Below are 22,491 nucleotides of genomic sequence, written 5' to 3'. Positions count from 1 at the left end.
GGGAGTACGTATCCATTTAATCAAAGGAGTTTTATTTTTTCAAGAACTTTTTATAAAAAACGATGCAACGCTAGTGAGTAATTTATTTAATTACAAAAGAATTTGAAAAAGTGGCCAAGTTTGCCACTTTTAAATCAAGTAAATAGTTGATGCTATTTAATTGTTCAACCGCTGCTCAACTCTCTTTAAATTAACTTGAGCTCCTTGATAATAAGCATCAATTTCTAAAGCCTTTTGATAAGCCACTTTAGCTTGATTTAATTTTCCTAAATTTTCATAAGTAATACCTAAATTATTATAGATATAAGATAAGTCCGGTTCCAGTTCAACTGCCTGTTCTAAAACTGAAACTGCCCTTTTATATTCTCCTCGCTGAAGATAGGCATATCCTAAGTTATTAAGAGTATGGTAATTTCTATCATTTAATTTAATTGCCTCTTCATAATTAGCAATTGCTTTTTCTAGATCTCCTTGGGTCATATATGCTCTGCCCAGTACATTATAAGACTGATCAAAACTATCATTAATCTGAACTGCTTCTTTTAAAAGTTCAATTGCCTTCAATTCTTCTCCTAATTTCAAATGAGCTCTAGATAAATTAACCATAATTCTATACCCTTTAGGATCAAGTTCAAGAGTCTTCTCTAGTTGAGTCTTAGCAGAACGATAGTCCCCAGTATAATAATAACTTAATCCTAATAAATAACGAGAATAAGATTGTTCTGGATTATCTGAAACTGTTCTAATCAACTTAGGAATAGCCGCTCGGTAATCACCTTGATTAAAATACTCTATTCCTTGTTGATAGCTTTCACTTGCTAAAGCCATACCTGACATAAGAACCATTAATATAACTATTGGAACTGCTAGTTTTTCTAATTTCATAACTGAATACCACCTCTTCTTTTATTAATAGTGCTCTCAGCTAAATTTAATCTTACTATTGTAATACTTTAAAAATATCTAAAACTTTCTATACCTCAGTTTTAATTGACAATTTAAGATGCACAATTCACAATTAAATTCAAAATATCAAAATCAAGAAACTTAAAGAATCAATAATCAAAAGCTATAAGACAATTAGATTTCCAAGCTTACAATATTTCCTTTTAGCTGAGAATGCTCATTAATAATACATCTTCTACTTTTTGTTCTATCATCCTCTTTAAATCATGCTAAAAATTTAATTAATCTCTCTTCGAATCAGGTGTTTCAATCTTCTTCTTTAATTTTTCATTTTTATCCACTAACTTCCTCTTTTCCTCTTCCACCTTCTTTAATTCTTTCTTTAGCTTAAATTCTCGTATAGAACTAAAGATCCACATCAATAATGCACCAAAAGCTAGCCCTCCAAAGACTACTATTACTAAAGAAGTCTCAAAACTCCAAGTAAAAAAGATTAAAGAAACGACTCCTGAATTCTGAATAGCAAAAACAGCTACAACAATAGCAGATAAAAGACCTAAAATCAATTTTAATCGCATCCTGCCCCTCCTTAAAAATTTATTTTAATTTCTTACTTAACCCTCTAACATTACATTATATCAGTTATTAATAAAGAATTGAAGAATTAATTACTTTATAAAATTATTCTCTAAAAAAAAAGATCTAACCTAGTACTTATAAGTACTAGGTTAGATCTTTTTTTCTTTAATGACATTCTGAACCACAATCAGGATCATAACTATCATCATCTTGAATCATATCGGTAATAATATTATTTATTGTTTGCATTAAGTTACTAAATTGCTCTTTAGATTGTAAGTATTCTTTAACTTTTTCATTTTGATGCATTTTAATCTTAAGATTATTAATTTCTTTCTTTAATTTATTAGATACTTGTTCACCATTCATTTTAGCTACTTTAGCCATTCTTTGTTTGGCTTGAAACTTCTCTAAGATTTTTTGTGTAATTTCATCTGATTTCATTTCTGCTTCTGCCTGCTTTAATTTAGCATACTGTTCAGATGCTATAATAGTCTTTCCTAATTTTCGAGCTTGATTTTTTACTTTCACAACTTCATTAGTTGCCAATTATTAACTCCCCCTCTTAACTGCTTATTCTCATAAAGCAATTTTTATATTTTAGTTTTCAAATTCAAAAGATGTTTTTAATTTTTTTTCGTTATTATAACGCTCAATAGCTAACTCAATCAGTTTATCAATCAATTCTGAATAAGAAATTCCACTTAGCTCCCACAACTTAGGGTACATACTGATTTTAGTAAAACCAGGAATCGTATTGATCTCATTAACAATTATTTTTTGATCTTCTTGAACAAAAACATCAACTCTGGCCATTCCTTGACAACAAAGTACTTTAAATGACTCAACTGCACATTCTTGTACCTTCTTTACCATCTCATCAGCAAGTTTTGCCGGCATCTCTAAAGCTGCTCCACTTTCATCTATATACTTAGCTTCATAAGAATAAAACCCTTCTTGAGGAAGTATCTCTCCTGGTACTGAAGCAATCGGCTTTTGATTACCAAGAACAGAACACTCAATTTCTCTTCCTTCAATCGCTTCTTCAATAATAATTTTATTATCAAATTGAAATGCTAGCTCTATTGCTTTTTCAAATTCAGCTTGGTTAGCAGCCTTGCTAATTCCTACTGAAGAACCAAGATTAGCAGGCTTAATAAAGACTGGCATATCTAACCTATCTTTTATTTCTGCAAAATCAATCTTTTCTTGCTCGATATGGTGATACGTTAAAAAATCTGCAATTGGAATTCCTGCATCCCGCAACAACCTCTTCATCACATCTTTGTCCATTCCTACAGCCGACCCCAAAACATCTGCTCCGACAAAAGGAAGATCTACTAATTTAAATAATCCTTGTACTGTACCATCTTCTCCATAAGGACCATGCAAAATAGGAAATACTACATCAAGTTCTTCTAAAATTTTAAAATCATTAATATTAATTAATTGCTCTGCTCCATCTCCCAAAATTAAAGCAACTTCATCATCTGACTTACTCAATTTGATCTGTGTAGGATCAGTAGCATTTAATAGAAAGTCTGAATCTTCCTTCAAATACCACCGTCCTTGCTTATCCATTCCAATTAAGACAATCTCATATTTTTCTTGATCCATAGCTTCAATCACATTCTTAGCTGATTGAAGAGATACTTCATGCTCAGCTGACTTCCCTCCAAAAAGAACTCCTACTCTAGTCTTTGTCAATTTAATCCCTCCAATTTATTTGAGCATAATTTATTCCAAATAGTTAAAATTTAAATTCTCTTAATAATTTTTATTTGAAGATAGTCAAGTTAATTCCTGCTTATTTGATTCTTAACTTAATAATTACAAAACAGCTTAAATTTAAGGTTAAGCCAGCCATTAAAAAGATAAGGACTTAGATCTACTTAAACTTATACTAAGTTTATTGCTCAATTAACTCCTGTAACTCTTGAGACATCTCTGCTAATCGTTGTGATGAGTTAGTAACTTCTTGCGAAACATAAATAATATTTTGTGAAGCTTCTAAAACTTGATTGCTATCCTGATCTAATTGCTGGGTCGCCTCAGCAGTCTGCTCAACTTGAACTGACGTATCTTCTATAGCTTGCTTAATTACCCTAAATACTTCTCCAGTCTTTTCGGCAACATCCTTGCCGTCTTTAGCCTTAGTTTCTACTTCCTCAATATATTTTAATCCTTTTTCTGAGCTAACTTGTAAATTATCAATTAGTTTAGTAATTTTATCTGTTGCTTTAGAAGTTTGACTGGCTAACTGTCTAATCTCTTCTGCTACTACTGTAAATCCTTGTCCTTTATTTTCTCCATCTTGCATTGAACTTGCTCTTGCCGCTTCAATAGAGGCATTCAAGGCTAATAAACTGGTCTGGTCTGCTATTTCAGTAATTAAATCTACAATCTGTTCTATCTCTTTAGAATCATTAACTAAATTATTAATTACTTTAACTGTCTCGCCAACTATTTGATTAATCTCAACAATATTATTTACCGTTTGCTCTATATTTTGACTACCTTGCTTGCTCTTTAGATTAGCCTGTTGAGAAAAGCTAGCCACCTCTTCAGTACCAGCTGAAATTTCTTCAATACTTGTTGACATATCTTCTACTAGTTGATTAGACGTCTCTATATTAGCATTTCCTTCTTCAGCAACAGCAGATAATTGTTCACTATAAGCTGATAATTCATCAACTAATCTTGAAATATTACCCATCTTTTGTTGAAGTTCTTCAGAGACACGCTCAGTTTCTCTTTCATTCTGCTGGGCCAGCGCCATTGACTGGCTTGTTATCCTACATAATAAAGCTGCTACCACTGCTGAAACAAGAAATAATGCAGTTACAAAAAAGAAGCTCGTTAAGTCATGATTAATCAAATAAATATCTCTAAAACTATAAAAGGCTATCACATTAGCCACAATAGTTGATATGGTATAAATATAAATAGTCTTCTCTCTAAAATACATCGTAATAGCTACCAAAAAGAAGAAAGGAGTAATTATTACAGCTATATTTCGTTCTCCTAAAAAAACGAACAAACTAACAATTGATAGCGAAAATAATACTGCAAATAGATGTTTACTTAGATAATCATACTCAGTCTTTCTTAATAAGCCTAGTAAAAAAGAAAGTATAGCAAACCCTAACATAAAAGAACTACGCGCAAAGCCAACACCTGATACAAACCAAAACAAAGGAAAGAATAACAGATAAACCATTGTAGATACAAGCCCCATAATCTTATTTACTTTAGTCTCATGCTCAACTAAAATTTCCTCACTCATATAACTCACCCTCTCTATTTTTTCTTATTTGCTACTAGAAATTAATTGATCATTATCTTTATCTTGTAGATAAGCACTAACAAATTGAGAATCATTTTTCGCAGCTTCATATTCTTGATAACCTATCTCTCGACACTCATCACAACATTGATAAGGAAGTATAATCACCTTAGCCGGGCCAACAGAACTAGGAAGTGCTTGAGATTCAATCATCATTACCCCTGAACAGTCTGTACATAACCTAATCTTTAATTGCTGCTCTTCTCTAATTTGAGCTGTATCATAAAAGACACTCCGCTGAGTAGTATAATACTCTTCCCCAGCAAATCGCTCTTGTAGATCAATCTGATCCCGCTTCTGCCAGATTTCCAATAAGTAATCAACATTCTCCTTAATATCTTCACTAATCTGAGTAGATTGCTCAGTAATTTGAGGATCATAATCTGGCTCCTTAATATAGCTATAATCCAAACCTGCCATTGCTAAAATAATCCCTACATTGACATAAGGTAAAGCTGACTCAATCGAATATCCCCCTTGTAAAATCGCAAGATCAGGATTCAACTTCTCATTAAGCTCAGCATAACCTTGCGCTGTAATTCGCATCTGAGTCAAAGGATCACTATAATGATTATCTTGACCTGCTGCATTGATTACTAGATCAGGCTCAAAATCATCCAAAATAGGCAAAATTAAATTATCTAAAGCATAATGCAACCCTTGATCGGTAGTATTAGGAGGCAAAGGTAGATTGATCGTCTTAGCAAAGGCACCAGGACCTCCTAACTCATCTACAGATCCTGTTCCAGGAAATAAAGTTCGTCCATCTTGATGAATCGAGATATGTAAAACATTCGGATCATTATAATATATATTCTGGGTTCCATCAGCATGGTGAGCATCAGTATCGACAAAAGCAATCTTTAACTCAGAACCATACTTTTGGCGTAAATAGTCAACCATAATTGCTTCATTATTAATCGTACAGAAACCACGTGCCCCATGAACTATCTGAAAAGCATGGTGGCCTGGTGGACGAATAATCGCAAATGCAGAGTCAACCTCACCTTCCATTACTAACTCTCCTGCTTTAATAGCTCCTCCTGCTGAGATCAAGTGTGGTTTACTGACTATCTCTTCAGCATCAGGAATACAGATATGGGTTCGATTTACATCTTTTAGTTGGGCTACAATTGGATTATACTCCTTAATCCCTTCAATATCAAGCAAACCTTCCTCTAAGACCTGATCTTTAGTATATAATAACCGCTCCTCCCGCTCAGGATGGCTCGGTGAAATTGCCCAATCAAACGCTGGAAAGAAGATCAATCCCAATTTATTCTTAGCTTTAACTTTCATCATTTCTCCCCCTCGATAACTAGTAATTAGTAGTTAGTAACTAGTGACTAGTTACTAGTAAAAATCAACATTTTATAAACCTTACTTTTAGAATTGGAAATCATAAAATTTTTAGAGAACTTGATGTTAATATCTTGATCTTAACTGTCAATTATCAATTATCCTACCCAGTCTAAAAAATAAGACTGGTTATGAAAAGCACAAAAACCGTATCAACTATTAACTGCTTTTAACTATCCCTGGTTTCCTCTGTGCTGCCACCTCAATAATCCTTCCTGTCGTCCTAAAGCCTCGCACTAAATTAAAAGATTCAGCTGTCGTAATCTCAATCTCTGGGTCTTGTTCAGCAAGCTCTTCTTGTAAATTCTTCTTAACCTCCTGCTTAGCATCTTCTAGGTTGAAATCTTGAGTTACCTTCTTTTTAATTCCCAATTCAGAGATATTACAATAACCTTGTTCAGTATCAGCATATAGAGTACAGTCTTTAGTCACCTTAGCCAATCCTGCACCAATAGCATTGACTACTCCACTCTGCTCTGGTAATACAAACTCCAAATCTAATGCCTCTGCTAACTTAGGAATTAAAGCCTGGGCTGGCCCACCAATCCCTACTAATTGTTGTGGTTCAATCTTAGTTTCTGTCAACAATTGATTAATCGTATACACAGGTCTATTATTTAATTCAGCCAATATTTCTTCTAACTTATTCTTAACCTCAGTTACATAATACTGAATAACTTGCTCTGCTAACTCTACCACCTCTAAATCTAAACTATTAGCCAACGGTTTTAAAGCATCCTCTGCTCTCTTCTGCTCTCCATCTTCAATTAAACCTAAGCTAGCCAAAGCATCGGTCACAGTAGGAGCAGAACCTCCATAACAAGCAGCTACTCCCTTTCGCTCCGGGCCAACATTCAACTCCCCACCTTCAACCTTGACCAAGCTATCTCCACCACAAGCAAGCGATTGATTGTATAAACCTTTAACTAAGGTCTGATAACCAGCTAACTCCATCCCTTCCGGTTCAAATAACGGCTCTCCGTCAACAAACAAAGAAATATCAGTCGTCGTTCCTCCAATGTCAACACCGACTGTCACCTCATCTATTTCTCCTGTAGCCAACATCCCCATAATACTTGCTGCTGGCCCAGAATTGATACTTTCAATCGGTAATTGGTAAGCATCCTTTAATGGCATCGTACCTCCATCAGCCTTCAGAATATAGACCGGTACAGTCAGATCTAACTTGTCCAATCCTTCCTTGATCGCATCAACAAAATTAATGTATCGCTTCTGAACAATAGAGTTAAGATAAGTAGTAGCCACTCGCCGCGGATAATTCAACTGCCCCACCACTTCATGACTTAGGACTATGTTCTCTATCTCAGGAAACTCTTCTTTAATTATCTCCTTGACTTCTAATTCCTGTTGTGGATTGCGAGTAGCAAACTTACCACAGATACTAATCTTATCAATACCTTCGGCAACCAAATCAGCTACTTTTTCCTTCAACTCTTGCTGATCAATCTGCTCGATCTCCCTTCCTCGATGATCAACCGCTCCACCAATTATCTTACTAACAGGACTATAACTATACCAGGCAGGGTTCAATCCCGTCCCAGGAATCAATACTAATCCTACCTCTTCAAACTCCTCTTGCATTATTAAATTTGTAACTAATGTCGTACTTAAGACAACCCTCTCCACTTGCTCATTATCTAAATCAGCAATTAATCGCTGACAACTAGTCAAAATCGTCTCAGCTAGATTATTCTTATCGGTAGGCAATTTATTTGCTTTTACCACTTCACTTCCCTCTAATAAAACACCATCAGTATGAGTTCCTCCTATATCAATTCCTAATAGCATTCTAATCCCTCCATCCTTTTTAATCTACTTCTATTTTTTAGATATTTTTCCTTTAAATATATTGGAATTAAACATAATTGATATAAAGTGTCACTTCGTGACACAGCCGTCAGCTATCAGCTATGAGTCGTGAGCCAGTTCAAAATCTTTAAAACCAAACCTTACTAAACCTCATAAAACCCTTAAAATATAAGGTTTTCAGATATTTGTTTAAGATTTTGATTTAGCTCATAGCACACGACCCATGACTCACAGCTTTGTGGCACTAAAAGTGCCACAATATTGTAATTAAGAATCAAAAAAGCCACTATCTTTTCCGACAGTGGCTTAACTATTAAGTAATCTCTTCCCGCTCTAATAAAGCTAAGACCTCCTTATCTTCAACTACCTCTTCAACCTCCTGAAGTCCTAACTGCTTAAGAATCTTCATCACATTTAAGTTATCAAATGGGGTCATGATCAATGAATCCTCTCCAAACTTATTGACCAACTTGGTGGCTTCTTCAACTTCAAGATTGGTTCTTGGCCCTCCTACACAGCCACCGACACAGCCCATTCCTTCAATGAAATTAGCTTCAAAGTTCTTATCTGTAGTCAGTTTATCTAAGATCTGCTGACATTCCTTAACTCCCTCTACCTTTTCTGACTTAAATTTAATCAATCTTTTAGGAGCTATCCGATTAACCACCGTCTTAACAGAAAAACTAACCCCTCCTGTTCGAGCATAGACACGACCTGCAAAAGAAGCTTGATCCTTTTCATCGGCTGGTAGTTGCTCAGGATCAATCTCCACTGCTTCAAATATCTCAGCTAACTCTCTAAAAGTTAATACAAAATCAATTGCTCCTGCTAAATCTTCATCCTTAGCCTCAGATTTTTTAGCGATACACGGGCCAACAAACACAACCTTGGCCCCTGGATATAACTCCTTTAAGACTCTACCAGAAGCAACCATCGGAGAAACAGAAGGAGACATATGCTCAAACAACTCAGGGTACTTATTTTTGACCAATCTAATCCAGACTGGACAGCAACAACTGGTCAAAAAGAAGTCATCCTGTTTTAAGACCAATTGATCAAATTCAATCGCTTCTTTAATTGTCAAAACATCAGCAAATAATGCTACTTCAACTAAGTCTTCAAAGCCTAATAATTTAAAGGCTGTCCTTAACTGTCCCAAAGATGCATCAGCACCAAATTGACCGACTATCGAAGGAGCAACCGCTGCATAGACCTTCGTATCTTGCTCCTTTAAGAGATCAACTAAGGGAATAAATTCAATCTTATCAGCCAAAGCCCCAAAAGGACAGCTAGTAACACATTTTCCACAATCCAAACACTTGTTATTAACTATCGTTGGCCCTTGATTACGCCGATACTGTAAAGTTTCATACTTACAAGCTTGATGATAACATTGAGCATCATCTTGTTCACAATACTGACAGATCCCATCTACCTTATTGACAACCGGTTTCTCAACTTTAGTCAGTTTTTCTAACTCATCTAACTCAGTGCTAAACCCTTCTTCTTGATTAGGTGCCAGCCCCATATTAATCCTAATCTGATTTTTAATAAAGGATAAATCTTGATCAGAATAATTATATTTCTCCTGTAGCCAGGTTAATAATTCTGTTAACTCCTCACCACTCAAGCCATCATCCCAAATTCGCTTTACTAGCTCCTGAAAGATCTTCATCCGCTGCTGTTGAAAATTGTTGAATTCCTTTTTCATTACTTCTCACCTTTCCTAAATTAACCTTAAGTCTAATTTAACCATTTTATAATAAATTTATTAACAAAATCTTAGCTCTCAACTATTCCGCTTCTTGCTCCTGGTAAAAATAATAAAAAACTGTTGAAATCAAAAAGAAAGCAGCTGCCCATAAAGAAGTCAGGGAAATCCCCCACTGCTGAACCCCTTGTGGGGTAGTAATCAAACTTTTCAAGATAGAAACATCAGTTCCAGCTACCAAGACCAAAGGTAAAATTGCAATTGATAATAAAAAAGCAAGTTTTAAAAAGAAGCCTTGAATCCCAAATAATAGTCCTTCAATCTGAACTTCCTCTTCTTCAGCCATCACTGCACTGATCTCACTCAACATCGCTGGAGGAAAGATAAATGCCGCTCCTGCTACTGGAATACCTATCAAAGTAAAAATTAAAAAACCAAATTCAACAGGAAGTCCTCTACCTAACAAAAATAAAGCCCCTGACAATAAAATTAAAGCAACTAAAGAGACTAACATCGGTTTTTTATATCCAATCCTTCGAGCTAATCGATTAATAGGATAAAATGATATAGCAGCAGCACCAAATAAAAGAGCTGAAACTACTGTAATCATTCCTTTACCATAGCCCATAATCTCTTCTACATAATAATTAATCGAAGCCCGTAAAATATTAAAACCTAAAAAGAAGAACATAAACCCTAATAGATAAAAGATAAAAGAACGATTAGAAAAAACTAACTTCAGAGATGACTTCAAATCTACATCAGATACCTTTCCACCAGAATACTTCCGTTCATCAAGAGAAAAAACCATAATCAACATCCCAATCAGTGCTAAACTCCCTAATAAAATGACCATTAATCTAATTCCTTGTTCATCATTTCCTCTGCCTAATTGTTCAATTAAAATTCCTGGTGCAATCATAGCTATAGCAGTATAGAACAAACGAAAAACAGATTGCCAAGTAGATAAATTCAGTCTATCTTTCCTACTTTGTGAAATCTCAGGAATTAAAGAATTATAAGGTGCACCCACGATAGTATAAAATATAAAGAAAAAAGAACCTACTAAAGTCAAATAAATAAAGGTAGGTATTCCGCCATCAGATTTAATCGGATAAAAGAAAGCAACTGTTAATAAAATCAATGGCACTGCTCCAACTGTAATAAAAGGAATTCTCCTGCCCCATTTAGATTCAAATCGATCAGACCAATAACCTACCAAAGGATCAATAATCATATCCACAAATCTAGAAATAACTAATGCTAAAGCAATTAAGATTGGTGGCAATAATGCTTCCAAATCAGAAGCAGCAGGAGGTAAATAATAATACAACACCCACTGAGCAAAGATCTGATCAACTATCGCATAACTGACCCCTATCCCATAAATAATTTGAATTATTTTAGGTAAATTTCGCTTTTCTTTTGCTATAAAATCCATTTTTCAACTCCTTTAAAGAATTAAATTTAAGTCTATATACTATATTTCAAGAACTATTTAGAAAATTCCTACCCAACTAAAAAAGTTGCCTCTGGCAACTCAGCAACCTCTAAAAAGCATATTTCCTTAATGATAAAATAAAGACCAGAAGAGATATCTCTTCTGGTCTTTAAACTTATATTTAATTGATATCAATTACTCTTCTTCTCTTCTTGCCACTTTCTTCTTTAGGTAATCTAACTTCTAAAATTCCATTCTCATACTCTGCTCTAATCTCATCTTCCTTCACATTTTCTATTCTGAAACTACGTTGATATTTTCCAGTTCTTCTTTCCCGTCTGATATAATCTTCACCTTCATCCTTAATCTCCTCTTGATTATCAACGGAGATTGTCAACAGATCATCAGTTAATTCTAAGTCTATATCCTCCTTATTCAATCCCGGCAACTCAGACTGAATCACGTATTCATCTTCCGTCTCCTTAACATCAGTTCTGAAACCAGTGTTGGCTAAGCCCTTAAAATCATCAAAGAAGTTTGACCTGACAGTCTCAAAGAAGTCATCTAAATCAGCAACTTCTCCTCGCTCATGATTCTTACGGAATGGCACTAAACCAAACATTATGCACCCCTCCTTATTGATGATTTTTGGCAATTATAATTATAAAAAATTAAACGTTAATAGTCAAAGATAGTCAGAGAAAATTATTCTCAATTATTGGATATTATAGTTAATGAATTATAGTTAACAATTTTTTTCTCATTAATTCACGGGTAATTGACATTAAGTGTCAGTGTGAGTAATGTGTGTGAGTAAAAGCAAAACCTTAGCCCTTGACCTCACCCACACTCACACACACAACTGACACATAATTGTAATATCACTTCACTTTGCAGGAAAGCGACAATCAATCACTAATTAATAATAATAACTACTAATTTCAAATTAGAAAGGACTGAACTAAATGAAAAAAATAATCGGTATTGCCTGCTCCCCTCGCCCCAAAAGCAATAGCACCACTCTATTAAAAGAAGCATTACGCGGGGCCAACGCTGCGGGAGCAGAGACAGAATTAATCCTACTGCGAAAGATGGACTTTTCCTTATGTGTCGGGTGTGATCGCTGTTCAGAGACAGGAAAATGTATCTTCAACGACGATCTAGTTGAACTCTTTAAGAAGATGGAAGAAGTTGATGGTATAATTACAGCAGCTCCCGTCTTTGGGATGGGCTTAAATGCTTTAGGCAAAGCATTTGTTGATCGCTCACAGGTTTATTGGGCCCATAAGTTTGCCCTAAATAAAAAACCCCTCCCGACAAGAAAAGGAGGAGTTATTGGTTGTGCTGGTACTACTTTTTCAAGAGTATTCGATTGTTTAACAAAGCCAATTAAGTATCTATATAAGATGATGGATATCTCCTATGATACTGAACTACTCCATAATCCAGTCGATAAGCCAGGAGCAATTAAAGATAAACCTGATATCTTAAAAGAAGCTTATCAATTAGGCCAAAACTTCTTGTAATCCTTTTCAAATTATCTATTATTCTCTATAAGATTCTATCTATTTAGTGATTGACTCAACCTTAACCTCAGCTTTAAACTTAATCTATTTCTTCCACTTTTCCAAGACAGCATAGGCATCATGAGGATGGATCGACTCTTGGTGCTTACTGCTGACTCGAAACCAAGTAACCTCTTCTTTTTGATCCAATTTTTCTGCTACTAGACGAACTATATCCTCAACAAAACGTGGGTTACGATAAGCTTTTTCTGTAATATACTTCTCATCTTCCCGTTTTAAGATCGAATAGACCTCACAACTGGCTACTTCCTCTACTAACTCAATCAACTCTTCAATCCAGATAGAATCTTTATACCTAACAGCAACTTGAACATAACCACGTTGATTGTGAGCTGAGTAAGCACTGATCTCCTTTGAGCAAGGACATAATGTAGTAACTGGAATCTCAACCTGTAACACAAGATCATAATCATCTTCTTGTAAGGAAGTCTCCAATCCACATTTATAAGGTACTAATCCTGCAAAATCAGAGACTGGAGCCTCTTTATCAATAAAATAGTCAAACTCTAAATCTAAATAAGCATTTTTAGCTTCCATTCTCTGCTGCATAGCTTTCAGTACCTCTTTTAGATCAGGTTTCAATCGCTCAATAATCCAATTCTCCGCTCTTAACTCAGCTAATAAAATTGGTAAGCGACTCATATTAATCCCCTTTAAATTTCTTTCTAAATCAACAGCTAAAGCAAACTTCCCAACCGTTGAAATTACTTCACCACTTTGAGCTTTGATCTTAACTGGATAAGTTAGATCATCTACTCCTACCTTATTAATAGCAAATCCATAGTCTCCTTCTTGATTTTGAATATCTTTTAGTTGATTAACTTCTTCATTTTTCATCTTAAACACCTCGTGTCTCCTCTGACCAAATAATTTTGTGAATCTGAAGGCTTAACCTTACCTTCAAGCCATTATTATTAAAATATTCTTCTTTAGCAGTTAAGAAATCGACCAAGTAAGCTGGATCAAGCTCTCCTGATACTGGAGAAAAATTAATAACTATACCATTTGCTGCTAATACTCCTCTATAATTATTAATCATCTCTTCAGCATACTCAATATCCTCTTGACTACCAACTACAAACTTCAATTCATCTCTAGAATCTAATTTTTCTATATTTCCCCCTAACTGATCATGCTCAGCCATTCCAGAACTTGGACACTTAACATCGACTGTATAATCTACCTGGGCCAACAGGCTATCAGTCAAAAAATTTCTAAACTCCTGATTATCATAAAGCTGACAACTTCCATTAGTCTCAATTCTAACTGCAAACCCTTTAACAGCTAAATAAAGTGGTAGATACCTTTTAGGATAGTCACTTTCTAATGGTTCACCACCAGTACAGATAACCTGTTGAGAACCAAATTCAGCCACTTGCTCAACTATCTCCTCTGGTAACATCCAACTAACCTCTTCTCCATTCTGTTCATAACTATATTGAGTATCACAATAACTACATCTTAAATTACAGCCAGCTACTCTAACAAATGTAACTATCTCTCCTGCAGAAATTCCTTCTCCTGAAATACTATTAAAAATTTCAACTACTGGTATTTTAGTCTCTCTAAATTGATCTATCTTCATCTTATTCATCCTCTCTGATCTCTGCAAAGCTGGTCGGCGTCTCCCAAACTTTGACTTTAGATACCCTAACCCCTTCCTCTTCAAACTTAGCATTTAAAACTTCTAAAAAGTAAGCAGCCATCTCTTCAGCAGTCGGTCTAAAATCGACCTCAACCACCTTTCTCCCTTCTTCTTTTAACAATTCAGCTATCTGATGCTCCACAACATCAGATGAGCCTGTCCAATAAACAAAAGCATGATCAAACGGGCCAACTATCTCTTCTTTAACCACCTTTTTTAGATCCTTAAAATCCAAGACCATCCCTGAATTTGCTTCAGAATCAGTGATTAATTGTTCAGAATTTCTGGTTACTTCAACCTGTAATTTATAAGTATGTCCATGTAGATTCTTACATAAACCTTGGTAACTTGCTAACATATGGGCCATATCCCACGTAAATTCTTTAGTTATGCTTAATTTACCCATTCTCTTCCCTCCTTATAAAATCAGTGTACAGTTGACGGTGTATAGTGTACAGTTAAGATCAAAAATCTTGAAACTTAATTGATATTAAGCTTCACTTTATATCAATAGTTTATAGTTGATAATTGATAGTGGATAGTTAAAACCATAAAACATAAAAAGCACATTACCCCTAGTTATAAAGGCTTTAAAAGGGTTAGATTTTGAATTTTAACTATCAATTTTAAACTATCAATTATCAATTGAAGTTACACAATATTGTAATATTACTTAAACTTAGCCTTAAACTATTTATTTCTATAAGCAACCGGATCCTGATACCCAGCTTCCTCAAAAGCCTTCAACCGCAACATACAGCTATCACACTCTCCACAAGCCAAATCTTCACCTTCATAACAAGACCAAGTCAGACCATAATCAACACCTAACTCCATTCCTAACTCTATCTCTTCAGCCTTAGTCAGATCAATAAATGGAGCCTGGATCTGAATCTTTTTCCCTTCTTCCACTGCACAGACAGTACCTTGATTGATTGCATTCTCCATCGCTGTAATAAACTCTTGACGACAATCCACATAACCTGAATAATCAACCTCACTGACCCCAATAAATATATCTTGGGCACCTACCACTTCAGCATAAGAAGCAGCATAGGATAAAAAGATCATATTCCGAGCCGGTACATAAGTCACCGGAATCTCATCTGAGTCCTCCTCAGCAGTTGGAACATCTATCTCTTCGTCAGTCAATGCCGAACCTCCAAAGCTACCGAAGTCAGTCTGTACAACTACATGCTCTGCTACCCCTACTTCCTCAGCTACACGCTGGGCAGATTCGAGCTCTTTATCATGGCGTTGGCCATACGCAAACGATAAGGCATATACCTCATACCCTTTAGATTTTGCTAAGTAGAGTGCTGTCGTTGAATCCAAACCTCCTGAAAATAAAACTACTGCTTTTTTCATAAATACCACCCCTTCAAAGATCAATTAATAACTAATAATTAATAGTGAATAGTTGGAAAAGCAGTTAATAATGAATAACTAATAGTGAATAGTTGAGTTCAAAACCTTTAAGAGATCTCGGTGAACCGCTGATAACTCACTGAGTTATAATTGAGATTTATTACCAGTAGCTATTCTCTATTCTCTATTCTCTATTCTCTATTCTCTATTCTCTATTCTCTATTCTCTGCTTCCCCCGTCAGCTGTCCGTAGTAGCAACATCCAATAGCTCCATTAAACTGTGGTTCAGCTAGAGAAATTACCTCTTCATAATCCTGTTTCAAATAATCTCTAATCGCTTTATTTTGAGCCACTCCACCGGATATAACCAACCTCTTTCCTTTAAACTTGGTCAATAGCGGATCTAACCTTTTATACATTGAATAGTTGACCCCTGCACATAGCCGTTCTAGCTTGGCCCCTTCGGCAATCTGACCTATTAATTCAGATTCGGAAAAGACAGCACAGGTAGAATTAAGCTCTACGGGATCCTGGCTGTATTCGGCTAGCTCCGTCAGTGGAACCTCTAATACTTCGGCCATATTCTCTAAGTACCTACCACAAGAAGCAGCACACTTTTCATTAAGCTCTAAGTCAGTAATCAAGCCCTTTTCTACCCTGACCACCTTGACATCTTGTCCACCTACATCCAGTAAAACAAAATTCTTTAGCTCGGTTTGATAAAAGACGCCATAGACATGTGCTTTCAACTCATTGATCGTTTCAAACTCCTCTAAATCAGTATTATTCTTACCATACCCGGTAGAGATTTTAATATCAGCATCTTCTACTCCCAATTTCTTGAGATCAACTACTATCTTGCCAGTAAAATTACAGTAGTCACGATAAAAAGACATCGTACTTACCTTAAACTGCTGGCTAACCTCTTGATTCTCCATTACTACAACCTTTACCTCTCTACTCCCTAAATCAATTCCTAGTAACTTCAAGCTTGTCCCTCCTTTAAATCACCTAACATATCAAGAAAGGCCTCTAATCTTAACTTAGTTCTAGAGTCAAGCTGATTGAGCTTATCACCTTTGATATTTAAAATTGGTAATTCCAATTCATCTTTGATCACTATCTGTTCAATATTGCGATGGCAAAATGCCTGAGTATAATGGATAATTCCATCTAGTTTTCTTTCTTGAATCTGCTTGTTAAGCTCTTGTAACCTAAACTCTAGATCATACGGATAAGTATAGTCATGATAGAGTTGATAAATATTATCAGCCTCTTGCCAGCGAGGAAAAGCAAATTCCCGTTGGACTTCATTATAGATAATTCGAGCTCCAAATTCTGTTACATACTGGTAGAGATCAACTGTCATCGGTGGTACCCCAATCAACCCCAGTCTAAGCTTAGGCTCCTTTGCTTCCCTTGCTTCAATCTCTGTAATCTTCTCTGCTAACTGCTCCTTAAAGAGATCCGGATCTCCATTAAAGTCACTACAACTGACCTGATAAAGATGATTTTCAAAACCGCTTGCTTTATAATCTTGATAAGTCAACCGATCTATCTCTTCAGCCAAGGCCCGAATTTGATTAAATTTCTCTCTATACTCTTCAACACTTTCCTGACTGACTCCAAAACATTCTCTAAAACGCTCAATCTCCGCTTTAACATCAGCCAATTTTCGCCCATGAGGATAAGAGAAAGGATGGATCTTGACCCCTCTCTTCTCTAGCACTCCAGCTAAAGCTTCTGTATTAGAACAATCACCAGAAATTACTCCGACCACTTCTTTAATATCATGAGCTACACAAACACCATAAATCCCTTTCGTCCAAGCGCAACAGCTTTTAGGGAAGCCATCCCTTTCAGCTAAATCTATGTAATCTGAATAATCATCAGCAGTCACAAAGATATTATTGAGATCAATTACTTGATAACCTGCTGCAAATAAAATTTCACTCGGTACTGTAGTTGTAATTCCTATTTTACTCATCTTAACCCCCCACAAAAACATTTAATACTTAATATTTAATAATGAATAACTAATAGTGAATAGTTAAAGTTCAAAATCCTCAAGTTTAAACAACTATAATATTACTCACTTATAAAACTATTATCTGTAATTTTTAGTTTACAATTCATCACTCTCACTAATCACTAATTAGTCACTAACTTTTCCATAAAAAAATAGAGGCACCACTGCCCCTATACATAGTAACTTGTTATTAGTGGTTAGTAATTAGTATCTTGCACTAACTAAAGTTTTTTCTAATCACAAATTACTAGTCACCAGTCACTAATTACTAGCCACTAAATCTGTTGGCCCGTAGTTTTGTTTATAGACAGGAGGATTTCGAACTGTCTGATTCAATTTTCACTGCTTTATTATAGCATATAACCCAGCAATAGTGCAACATTAACCGACAAAATTATCTAACAAAAATTATAAAGAGACCTGGATTAATCCAAGCCTCTTTTCTTATCAATTTAAAATTTAGCCGGTTCTTCACTTTCAGATGTATCTTCTTCTCGTTCAATCTCTTCTTTAATCACTTCAACCTCCTGGTCATAACAACGAACCATTAAAACAGAGGTATCAGCTTTGTCAGCTATGATATCTGGGACAGATCCAAAGAGTAAATTCTTAAAACGCCACTCTTTAGAAGCACCCATAATAATCAGATCATAATCATTATTAACAGATTCACTTAAGATTCCATCAACTACCTCTCCAGCATAGACTACCTTGATATTTATCTCAACCTCGCCAGTTATAATTTCTTCAATTTCAGCTAATGCTCTCTCTTCTTCAGCTTGAGCATCAGCGCCAGGTTTGATAACCCTCAATACAGTTACTTCCCCTGCTCGATTAGCTGCTAAACGCTGAGCAATCTCAACACCCCAATAAGCATGTTCACTACCCCGATAAGGTACTAAAATATCTTGCACTTTTTCTAACCCATTATCCTTCAACACTCCTACAGGGCAAGGTGCTTGTCTGACAAGCTTTTTAACCAAGCTATTATAGATATTACTAACACTAAACGAATTATTCCAACCTAGCAATAAGAAATCAATCTCTTCTTGAGTAGCTATATTATTGATTGTACTAAATCTATCTCGAGAGTATAAAATCCGCGGATTAATAATAATCCCTTCCTCTTTCCCAAAATCAACTGCAAGCTCCAACATCTCCTGCTGGACTTTTTGTCTCTCAGATAAAAATTCTTCTTTCTGCTCCATTAGATTAAGAGGTGTCTGTCCTGGTAACTCAATAATATTTAGGATTGTATTCTCTGCTTTTAACGGTCTATCTTTAATCATTGCTGCAGAAACTCCAAGTAATGCTGTTGCACTATCTGGATTAGCAACTGGAGTTAAGACATGATAAATTTCTTCAGCAGATCCTTCTCTCCCAACTGTAGTTCCTTTCTTTTCTTTTATTGCTGGCTTACCAGTCAATATTTCTTTCCAGCTTAAACCAGTTATTGCTGCTTCTATCTGTGCTCTCTTTTTACCCCAAACAAGATACCAGATGAAACCTAATACTACCAAACCAACTGCACTTAATACAGTAGCCAAACCAGAGAAAAAGATGATTCCGATTGATGAAACAGCACCAATTAGAGGTAAAATAGGTGCACCTGGTGCTCTATATTCTGGTTGATATCCTTCAGGAGGATTGGCCCTCATAATCAAAACAGCTATATTGATTAAACCATAATTAATCAAGGTTAAAACTCCTGCTGACTTAGATAAAAATTCAACATCAGTTGTCAAAATTAAGATCGGAATCAATACCCCAGCTACTAGTATGGCTCGATAAGGTGTCAAAAATTTCTCATGAATCTCGTTAATCCATTCTGGTAATGTCCGATCTCTTCCCATCGCAAAACTGATTCTAGTAGAAGCCAAAACACTTGCATTAGCCGAAGAGGCTGTCGCCAATAAAGCTGCAAATGTAATCGCTGCTGCAGCAAATGCACCACCAAAGAATTGAGCAGCTTCAATCAATGGAGCATCTATATCTATTATTTCAGAATATGGAATGATCCCTGAAGTAACTAATAAAACCAATACATAAAATAAAGTTGGAATCAATACTGAACCCATTAAAGCACGAGGCATAGTATAACCTGGATCTTTTACCTCTTCACCAACTGCTGCAATCTCACCAAACCCAATAAAAGAAACAAAAATTAAAGCAGTCGTAGGTAATATCTCCCGACTACCATACGGCAAAAATGGAGACCAATTGGCAGAATCAACATGAAAGAATCCCCAAGCCACAAAACCTGTTAAAATAATTATTAACGCTCCAGTAATTATATTTTGGGTTCGCCCAGTCTCTTTGGCCCCGATATAATTAATACAAACAAATAGCGCTCCAGCTAACAGGGCCAACAGAGTTTCATTTAAAGGTAAAAACAAAGCTAAGTATTCACCAAAGCCCATCAGATAAAAAGCAACTGCAAAGGTCAAACTTAACCACAATGAAAAGCCTGAAATAGTTCCTAAAAAAGAACCCATTGCCCGTGAAACGTAAAAGTATAATCCACCACTTTTAGGCATCCCACTGGCCAACTCAGAAGTACTAGATGCTGTAATTAAAGCTGATATTCCAGCCAATATATAAGCAAAAATTGCTCCTGGACCCGCTTGCCCAATGGCATAACGGGGTAAAATAAATATTCCAGCCCCAATCATAACACCAATTCCTATTGTTAAAGTTTCGGTTAAACCTAGATCTTTAGCTAATTCACCTGACTGTTGAAAGTCATTATCCGAAGACATACTATTCCTCCTATGTAAATCATGTTTTTATCAATTCCTTTCCATTTAAAGCTAAAATTAACCGCCAACTAAAAAAGACTATAGCAGGTAGCTATAGTCTTTAAAAGGATATCTATACAAATATCCCTAATCAACTCTTACCTACCCCCTTTCGAACGCCTACGAGGTTAGCTGTCGGGCTCAGGTTAAGGGTAACCTTACCGAAATCCAAGATTGAATTTCCGATTCGCCCCCAAGAAAATGGGTCCCCCGCTTCTATTATAAATATAGAACTAAGCGATTAAAATAGATTATTTAATTTTATTAACAATAGTATATATAATCATTGACTTAATATCAAGTTGATTAGATTGTAATATTTTACAACTCACTTTATAATTTAATACTTTCCTCTTAATTTCACTAATCATTCTATCTCATCTCTTGTAAAAGAATGAGCTGCCTTTGATTTTTCAGTTTTACTAACATGAGTTTCTCTATATAAGGTGTCACTGCGAGCGATCCAAGCTCCAATAAAGCAGACTATCGTTGCTGGCTTGATCAATTCAATCCCGAATAATTCAGCAGCCAGCAACGTTGTAGTTACTGGAATATGGGCTGCACTACCTAACACACCAACTGCAACTGCAGAAATAAGGGCAAAAGGATGAGGATAATTTAAAATATTAGCCAAAAATGCTCCTCCTAATGCTCCAATCGTTAAAGCAGGTGCTACAACCCCACCACTTCCTCCAGAACCAATAGTAAATGTTGTCGCTAAAATTTTACCGATCATCAACAAGAATAGTACTCCAGCTCCAAAAGTAGGATTAATCGTTATCTCTTCGATCAACGAAATACCTGTCCCTAAAACTTGTGGAGTTATAACCACAGCCGTAAGACCAGTTAAAGCTCCTCCTATGGCTGTTTTATAATAATCAGGAAGTTCTATCTTTTCATTCAAATGCTCATAACCATAGAGAGATTTAATAAATAATAAACTGATCAATCCTGTAAAGACCCCTACCGCTACAAAGAATAAGATGTCCTGTTGGGGATTAAAGACATATTCTTTAGGAATTGGAAATGTAAAAAGGCTAGCCTGATTTAATATTACAGCATGAATATAATAGGCTGTAATACTAGAGATAAAACCAATAAAAAGGCTATTGTATTCTGTATCATCCATATATAGCACTTCTGCTCCAAACATTCCTCCAGCAATAGGAGCCGTAAAGATAGCACCGAAAGAGGCTGCCATACCACAGACTACAATCTTTTGGATATCGGTCAACTTCAACTTTAATGTCTTACCAACAAAGTAACCAAGACCTCCACCCATCTGAACTGTTGGCCCTTCTCTCCCTGCTGAACCTCCAAAAGCAATGGTAAATACACTGGCAATTAACTTGACAGGAACTACTACAATATCGACTTTACCCCAGTTTTGATTGTAAGATTCAATAATCGCATCTGTACCATGTCCTGCAGCCTCAGGGGCAAAAGTTGATGTCAAAAAACCACTAGCAAAGAGACCAATAACAGGCATAATATAGACCCATCTCGTTTCAAAAACCCCACTTAATAACTCTATTCCCCAATTAAGACTACCAGTAAATATTACTGCTGCAAATCCTACTACAATACCAACTAACACAGAAAGTAATGTCCATTTAATAATATAATTTACTGATGTAAAAATATCTTCTAATAATTTTTTATTTTTAAGCCCAACCATTCTTTTCCTCCTTATTTACTATAACAAATGATAAACTTCACCAATTACTTCTAAATATATAGCTACTTATATGTGAACCACCTCCGAGACAAGCAACGGAGGCTTCTCTTACTTCGCACACCCTAAAAAAGCAATGTGGTACTAGAAAGATTTGAACGAAGTTTAGTAATTAAGTTTTTGCACCTATTATTAGGCAACTCTTATTCGTTCCGGAG

19 protein-coding genes and 1 riboswitch are annotated in these 22,491 nt (G+C 35.6%); of the genes, 1 reads left to right on the top strand and 18 read right to left on the bottom strand.

What is annotated here, in order from left to right:
* Positions 1–156: 156 nt before the first annotated feature.
* The 10 genes from MWH28_RS12510 to MWH28_RS12465 all read right to left on the bottom strand — a co-directional run bounded on the left by MWH28_RS12510 (position 157) and on the right by MWH28_RS12465 (position 11,794).
* The gene (locus MWH28_RS12510; protein WP_248619727.1) at positions 157–885 is read right to left on the bottom strand and encodes a tetratricopeptide repeat protein; all 729 of its coding nucleotides are present in this window, start codon (positions 883–885) and stop codon (positions 157–159) included.
* Positions 886–1,187: 302 nt separating this feature from the next.
* Entirely contained in the window at positions 1,188–1,484 is a 297-nt protein-coding gene (locus MWH28_RS12505; protein WP_248619726.1) for a LapA family protein, read from the bottom strand.
* A 166-nt stretch (positions 1,485–1,650) separates the two neighbouring features.
* Positions 1,651–2,034 (bottom strand): YlbF/YmcA family competence regulator, encoded by a 384-nt coding sequence (locus tag MWH28_RS12500; RefSeq protein ID WP_248619725.1) that lies wholly within the window; start codon positions 2,032–2,034, stop codon positions 1,651–1,653.
* 51 nt (positions 2,035–2,085) lie between these two features.
* Positions 2,086–3,192, bottom strand: a complete 1,107-nt coding sequence (gene ddlA / locus MWH28_RS12495; RefSeq protein WP_248619724.1) for a D-alanine--D-alanine ligase — start codon at positions 3,190–3,192, stop codon at positions 2,086–2,088.
* A gap of 202 nt (positions 3,193–3,394) precedes the next feature.
* Complete coding sequence (locus MWH28_RS12490) at positions 3,395–4,771, bottom strand: methyl-accepting chemotaxis protein (protein WP_248619723.1); 1,377 nt, start codon at positions 4,769–4,771, stop codon at positions 3,395–3,397.
* Between the two features lie 24 nt (positions 4,772–4,795).
* Positions 4,796–6,130, bottom strand: a complete 1,335-nt coding sequence (locus MWH28_RS12485) for a histone deacetylase family protein (RefSeq protein WP_248619722.1) — start codon at positions 6,128–6,130, stop codon at positions 4,796–4,798.
* A 219-nt stretch (positions 6,131–6,349) separates the two neighbouring features.
* Positions 6,350–7,999, bottom strand: a complete 1,650-nt coding sequence (locus tag MWH28_RS12480) for a hydantoinase/oxoprolinase family protein (protein WP_248619721.1) — start codon at positions 7,997–7,999, stop codon at positions 6,350–6,352.
* A 334-nt stretch (positions 8,000–8,333) separates the two neighbouring features.
* Complete coding sequence (locus tag MWH28_RS12475; RefSeq protein ID WP_248619720.1) at positions 8,334–9,731, bottom strand: [Fe-Fe] hydrogenase large subunit C-terminal domain-containing protein; 1,398 nt, start codon at positions 9,729–9,731, stop codon at positions 8,334–8,336.
* 82 nt (positions 9,732–9,813) lie between these two features.
* Positions 9,814–11,172, bottom strand: a complete 1,359-nt coding sequence (locus MWH28_RS12470; RefSeq protein WP_248619719.1) for an MFS transporter — start codon at positions 11,170–11,172, stop codon at positions 9,814–9,816.
* Between the two features lie 181 nt (positions 11,173–11,353).
* The gene (locus MWH28_RS12465) at positions 11,354–11,794 is read right to left on the bottom strand and encodes an Hsp20/alpha crystallin family protein (RefSeq protein ID WP_248619718.1); all 441 of its coding nucleotides are present in this window, start codon (positions 11,792–11,794) and stop codon (positions 11,354–11,356) included.
* Between the two features lie 343 nt (positions 11,795–12,137).
* On the opposite strand from MWH28_RS12465, the gene MWH28_RS12460 reads away from it, so the two are divergent.
* Positions 12,138–12,698, top strand: a complete 561-nt coding sequence (locus MWH28_RS12460) for a flavodoxin family protein (protein WP_248619717.1) — start codon at positions 12,138–12,140, stop codon at positions 12,696–12,698.
* 84 nt (positions 12,699–12,782) lie between these two features.
* Here MWH28_RS12460 and folE2 read toward each other — a convergent pair whose 3' ends face one another.
* From folE2 to MWH28_RS12420, 8 genes are all read right to left on the bottom strand, one after another.
* Entirely contained in the window at positions 12,783–13,595 is an 813-nt protein-coding gene (gene folE2, locus MWH28_RS12455) for a GTP cyclohydrolase FolE2 (RefSeq protein WP_248619716.1), read from the bottom strand.
* A 1-nt stretch (position 13,596) separates the two neighbouring features.
* Positions 13,597–14,343, bottom strand: coding sequence for a 7-carboxy-7-deazaguanine synthase QueE (locus tag MWH28_RS12450; RefSeq protein ID WP_248619715.1), 747 nt, complete (start codon positions 14,341–14,343; stop codon positions 13,597–13,599).
* A 1-nt stretch (position 14,344) separates the two neighbouring features.
* On the bottom strand, positions 14,345–14,809 hold the full coding sequence (locus MWH28_RS12445) for a 6-pyruvoyl trahydropterin synthase family protein (RefSeq protein ID WP_248619714.1): 465 nt from the start codon (positions 14,807–14,809) through the stop codon (positions 14,345–14,347).
* 284 nt (positions 14,810–15,093) lie between these two features.
* Positions 15,094–15,771, bottom strand: coding sequence for a 7-cyano-7-deazaguanine synthase QueC (gene queC / locus MWH28_RS12440; protein ID WP_248619713.1), 678 nt, complete (start codon positions 15,769–15,771; stop codon positions 15,094–15,096).
* A gap of 212 nt (positions 15,772–15,983) precedes the next feature.
* Entirely contained in the window at positions 15,984–16,760 is a 777-nt protein-coding gene (locus MWH28_RS12435) for an acyl-CoA dehydratase activase (protein WP_248619712.1), read from the bottom strand.
* Positions 16,757–17,758 (bottom strand): 2-hydroxyacyl-CoA dehydratase family protein, encoded by a 1,002-nt coding sequence (locus MWH28_RS12430; protein WP_248619711.1) that lies wholly within the window; start codon positions 17,756–17,758, stop codon positions 16,757–16,759. Before MWH28_RS12430 ends, MWH28_RS12435 begins: the two co-directional genes overlap by 4 nt.
* Positions 17,759–18,252: 494 nt before the next feature.
* Positions 18,253–20,559 (bottom strand): amino acid permease, encoded by a 2,307-nt coding sequence (locus MWH28_RS12425; protein ID WP_248619710.1) that lies wholly within the window; start codon positions 20,557–20,559, stop codon positions 18,253–18,255.
* Between the two features lie 141 nt (positions 20,560–20,700).
* Positions 20,701–20,848, bottom strand: a riboswitch (cyclic di-AMP (ydaO/yuaA leader).
* 117 nt (positions 20,849–20,965) lie between these two features.
* Positions 20,966–22,276 (bottom strand): chloride channel protein, encoded by a 1,311-nt coding sequence (locus MWH28_RS12420; RefSeq protein WP_248619709.1) that lies wholly within the window; start codon positions 22,274–22,276, stop codon positions 20,966–20,968.
* Positions 22,277–22,491: the final 215 nt, after the last annotated feature.

Source organism: Natroniella sulfidigena (assembly GCF_023223645.1).
Taxonomy (GTDB): Bacteria; Bacillota; Halanaerobiia; order Halobacteroidales; family Halobacteroidaceae; genus Natroniella; species Natroniella sulfidigena.
Note: the sequence above shows the minus strand (reverse complement) of the source record. Positions and strands in the feature narration are given on the sequence as shown.

What these genes read in the sequence shown, in the direction of transcription:
- MWH28_RS12460 (WP_248619717.1), top strand. Translation starts at nt 12,138, where the DNA reads ATGAAAAAAATAATCGGTATTGCCTGCTCCCCTCGCCCCAAAAGCAAT.
- folE2 (WP_248619716.1), bottom strand. Translation starts at nt 13,595, where the DNA reads ATGAAAAATGAAGAAGTTAATCAACTAAAAGATATTCAAAATCAAGAA.
- MWH28_RS12470 (WP_248619719.1), bottom strand. Translation starts at nt 11,172, where the DNA reads ATGGATTTTATAGCAAAAGAAAAGCGAAATTTACCTAAAATAATTCAA.
- MWH28_RS12445 (WP_248619714.1), bottom strand. Translation starts at nt 14,809, where the DNA reads ATGGGTAAATTAAGCATAACTAAAGAATTTACGTGGGATATGGCCCAT.
- MWH28_RS12475 (WP_248619720.1), bottom strand. Translation starts at nt 9,731, where the DNA reads ATGAAAAAGGAATTCAACAATTTTCAACAGCAGCGGATGAAGATCTTT.
- MWH28_RS12510 (WP_248619727.1), bottom strand. Translation starts at nt 885, where the DNA reads ATGAAATTAGAAAAACTAGCAGTTCCAATAGTTATATTAATGGTTCTT.
- MWH28_RS12480 (WP_248619721.1), bottom strand. Translation starts at nt 7,999, where the DNA reads ATGCTATTAGGAATTGATATAGGAGGAACTCATACTGATGGTGTTTTA.
- MWH28_RS12430 (WP_248619711.1), bottom strand. Translation starts at nt 17,758, where the DNA reads ATGAGTAAAATAGGAATTACAACTACAGTACCGAGTGAAATTTTATTT.
- MWH28_RS12425 (WP_248619710.1), bottom strand. Translation starts at nt 20,559, where the DNA reads ATGTCTTCGGATAATGACTTTCAACAGTCAGGTGAATTAGCTAAAGAT.
- MWH28_RS12450 (WP_248619715.1), bottom strand. Translation starts at nt 14,343, where the DNA reads ATGAAGATAGATCAATTTAGAGAGACTAAAATACCAGTAGTTGAAATT.
- queC (WP_248619713.1), bottom strand. Translation starts at nt 15,771, where the DNA reads ATGAAAAAAGCAGTAGTTTTATTTTCAGGAGGTTTGGATTCAACGACA.
- MWH28_RS12465 (WP_248619718.1), bottom strand. Translation starts at nt 11,794, where the DNA reads ATGTTTGGTTTAGTGCCATTCCGTAAGAATCATGAGCGAGGAGAAGTT.
- MWH28_RS12490 (WP_248619723.1), bottom strand. Translation starts at nt 4,771, where the DNA reads ATGAGTGAGGAAATTTTAGTTGAGCATGAGACTAAAGTAAATAAGATT.
- MWH28_RS12420 (WP_248619709.1), bottom strand. Translation starts at nt 22,276, where the DNA reads ATGGTTGGGCTTAAAAATAAAAAATTATTAGAAGATATTTTTACATCA.
- MWH28_RS12485 (WP_248619722.1), bottom strand. Translation starts at nt 6,130, where the DNA reads ATGAAAGTTAAAGCTAAGAATAAATTGGGATTGATCTTCTTTCCAGCG.
- MWH28_RS12505 (WP_248619726.1), bottom strand. Translation starts at nt 1,484, where the DNA reads ATGCGATTAAAATTGATTTTAGGTCTTTTATCTGCTATTGTTGTAGCT.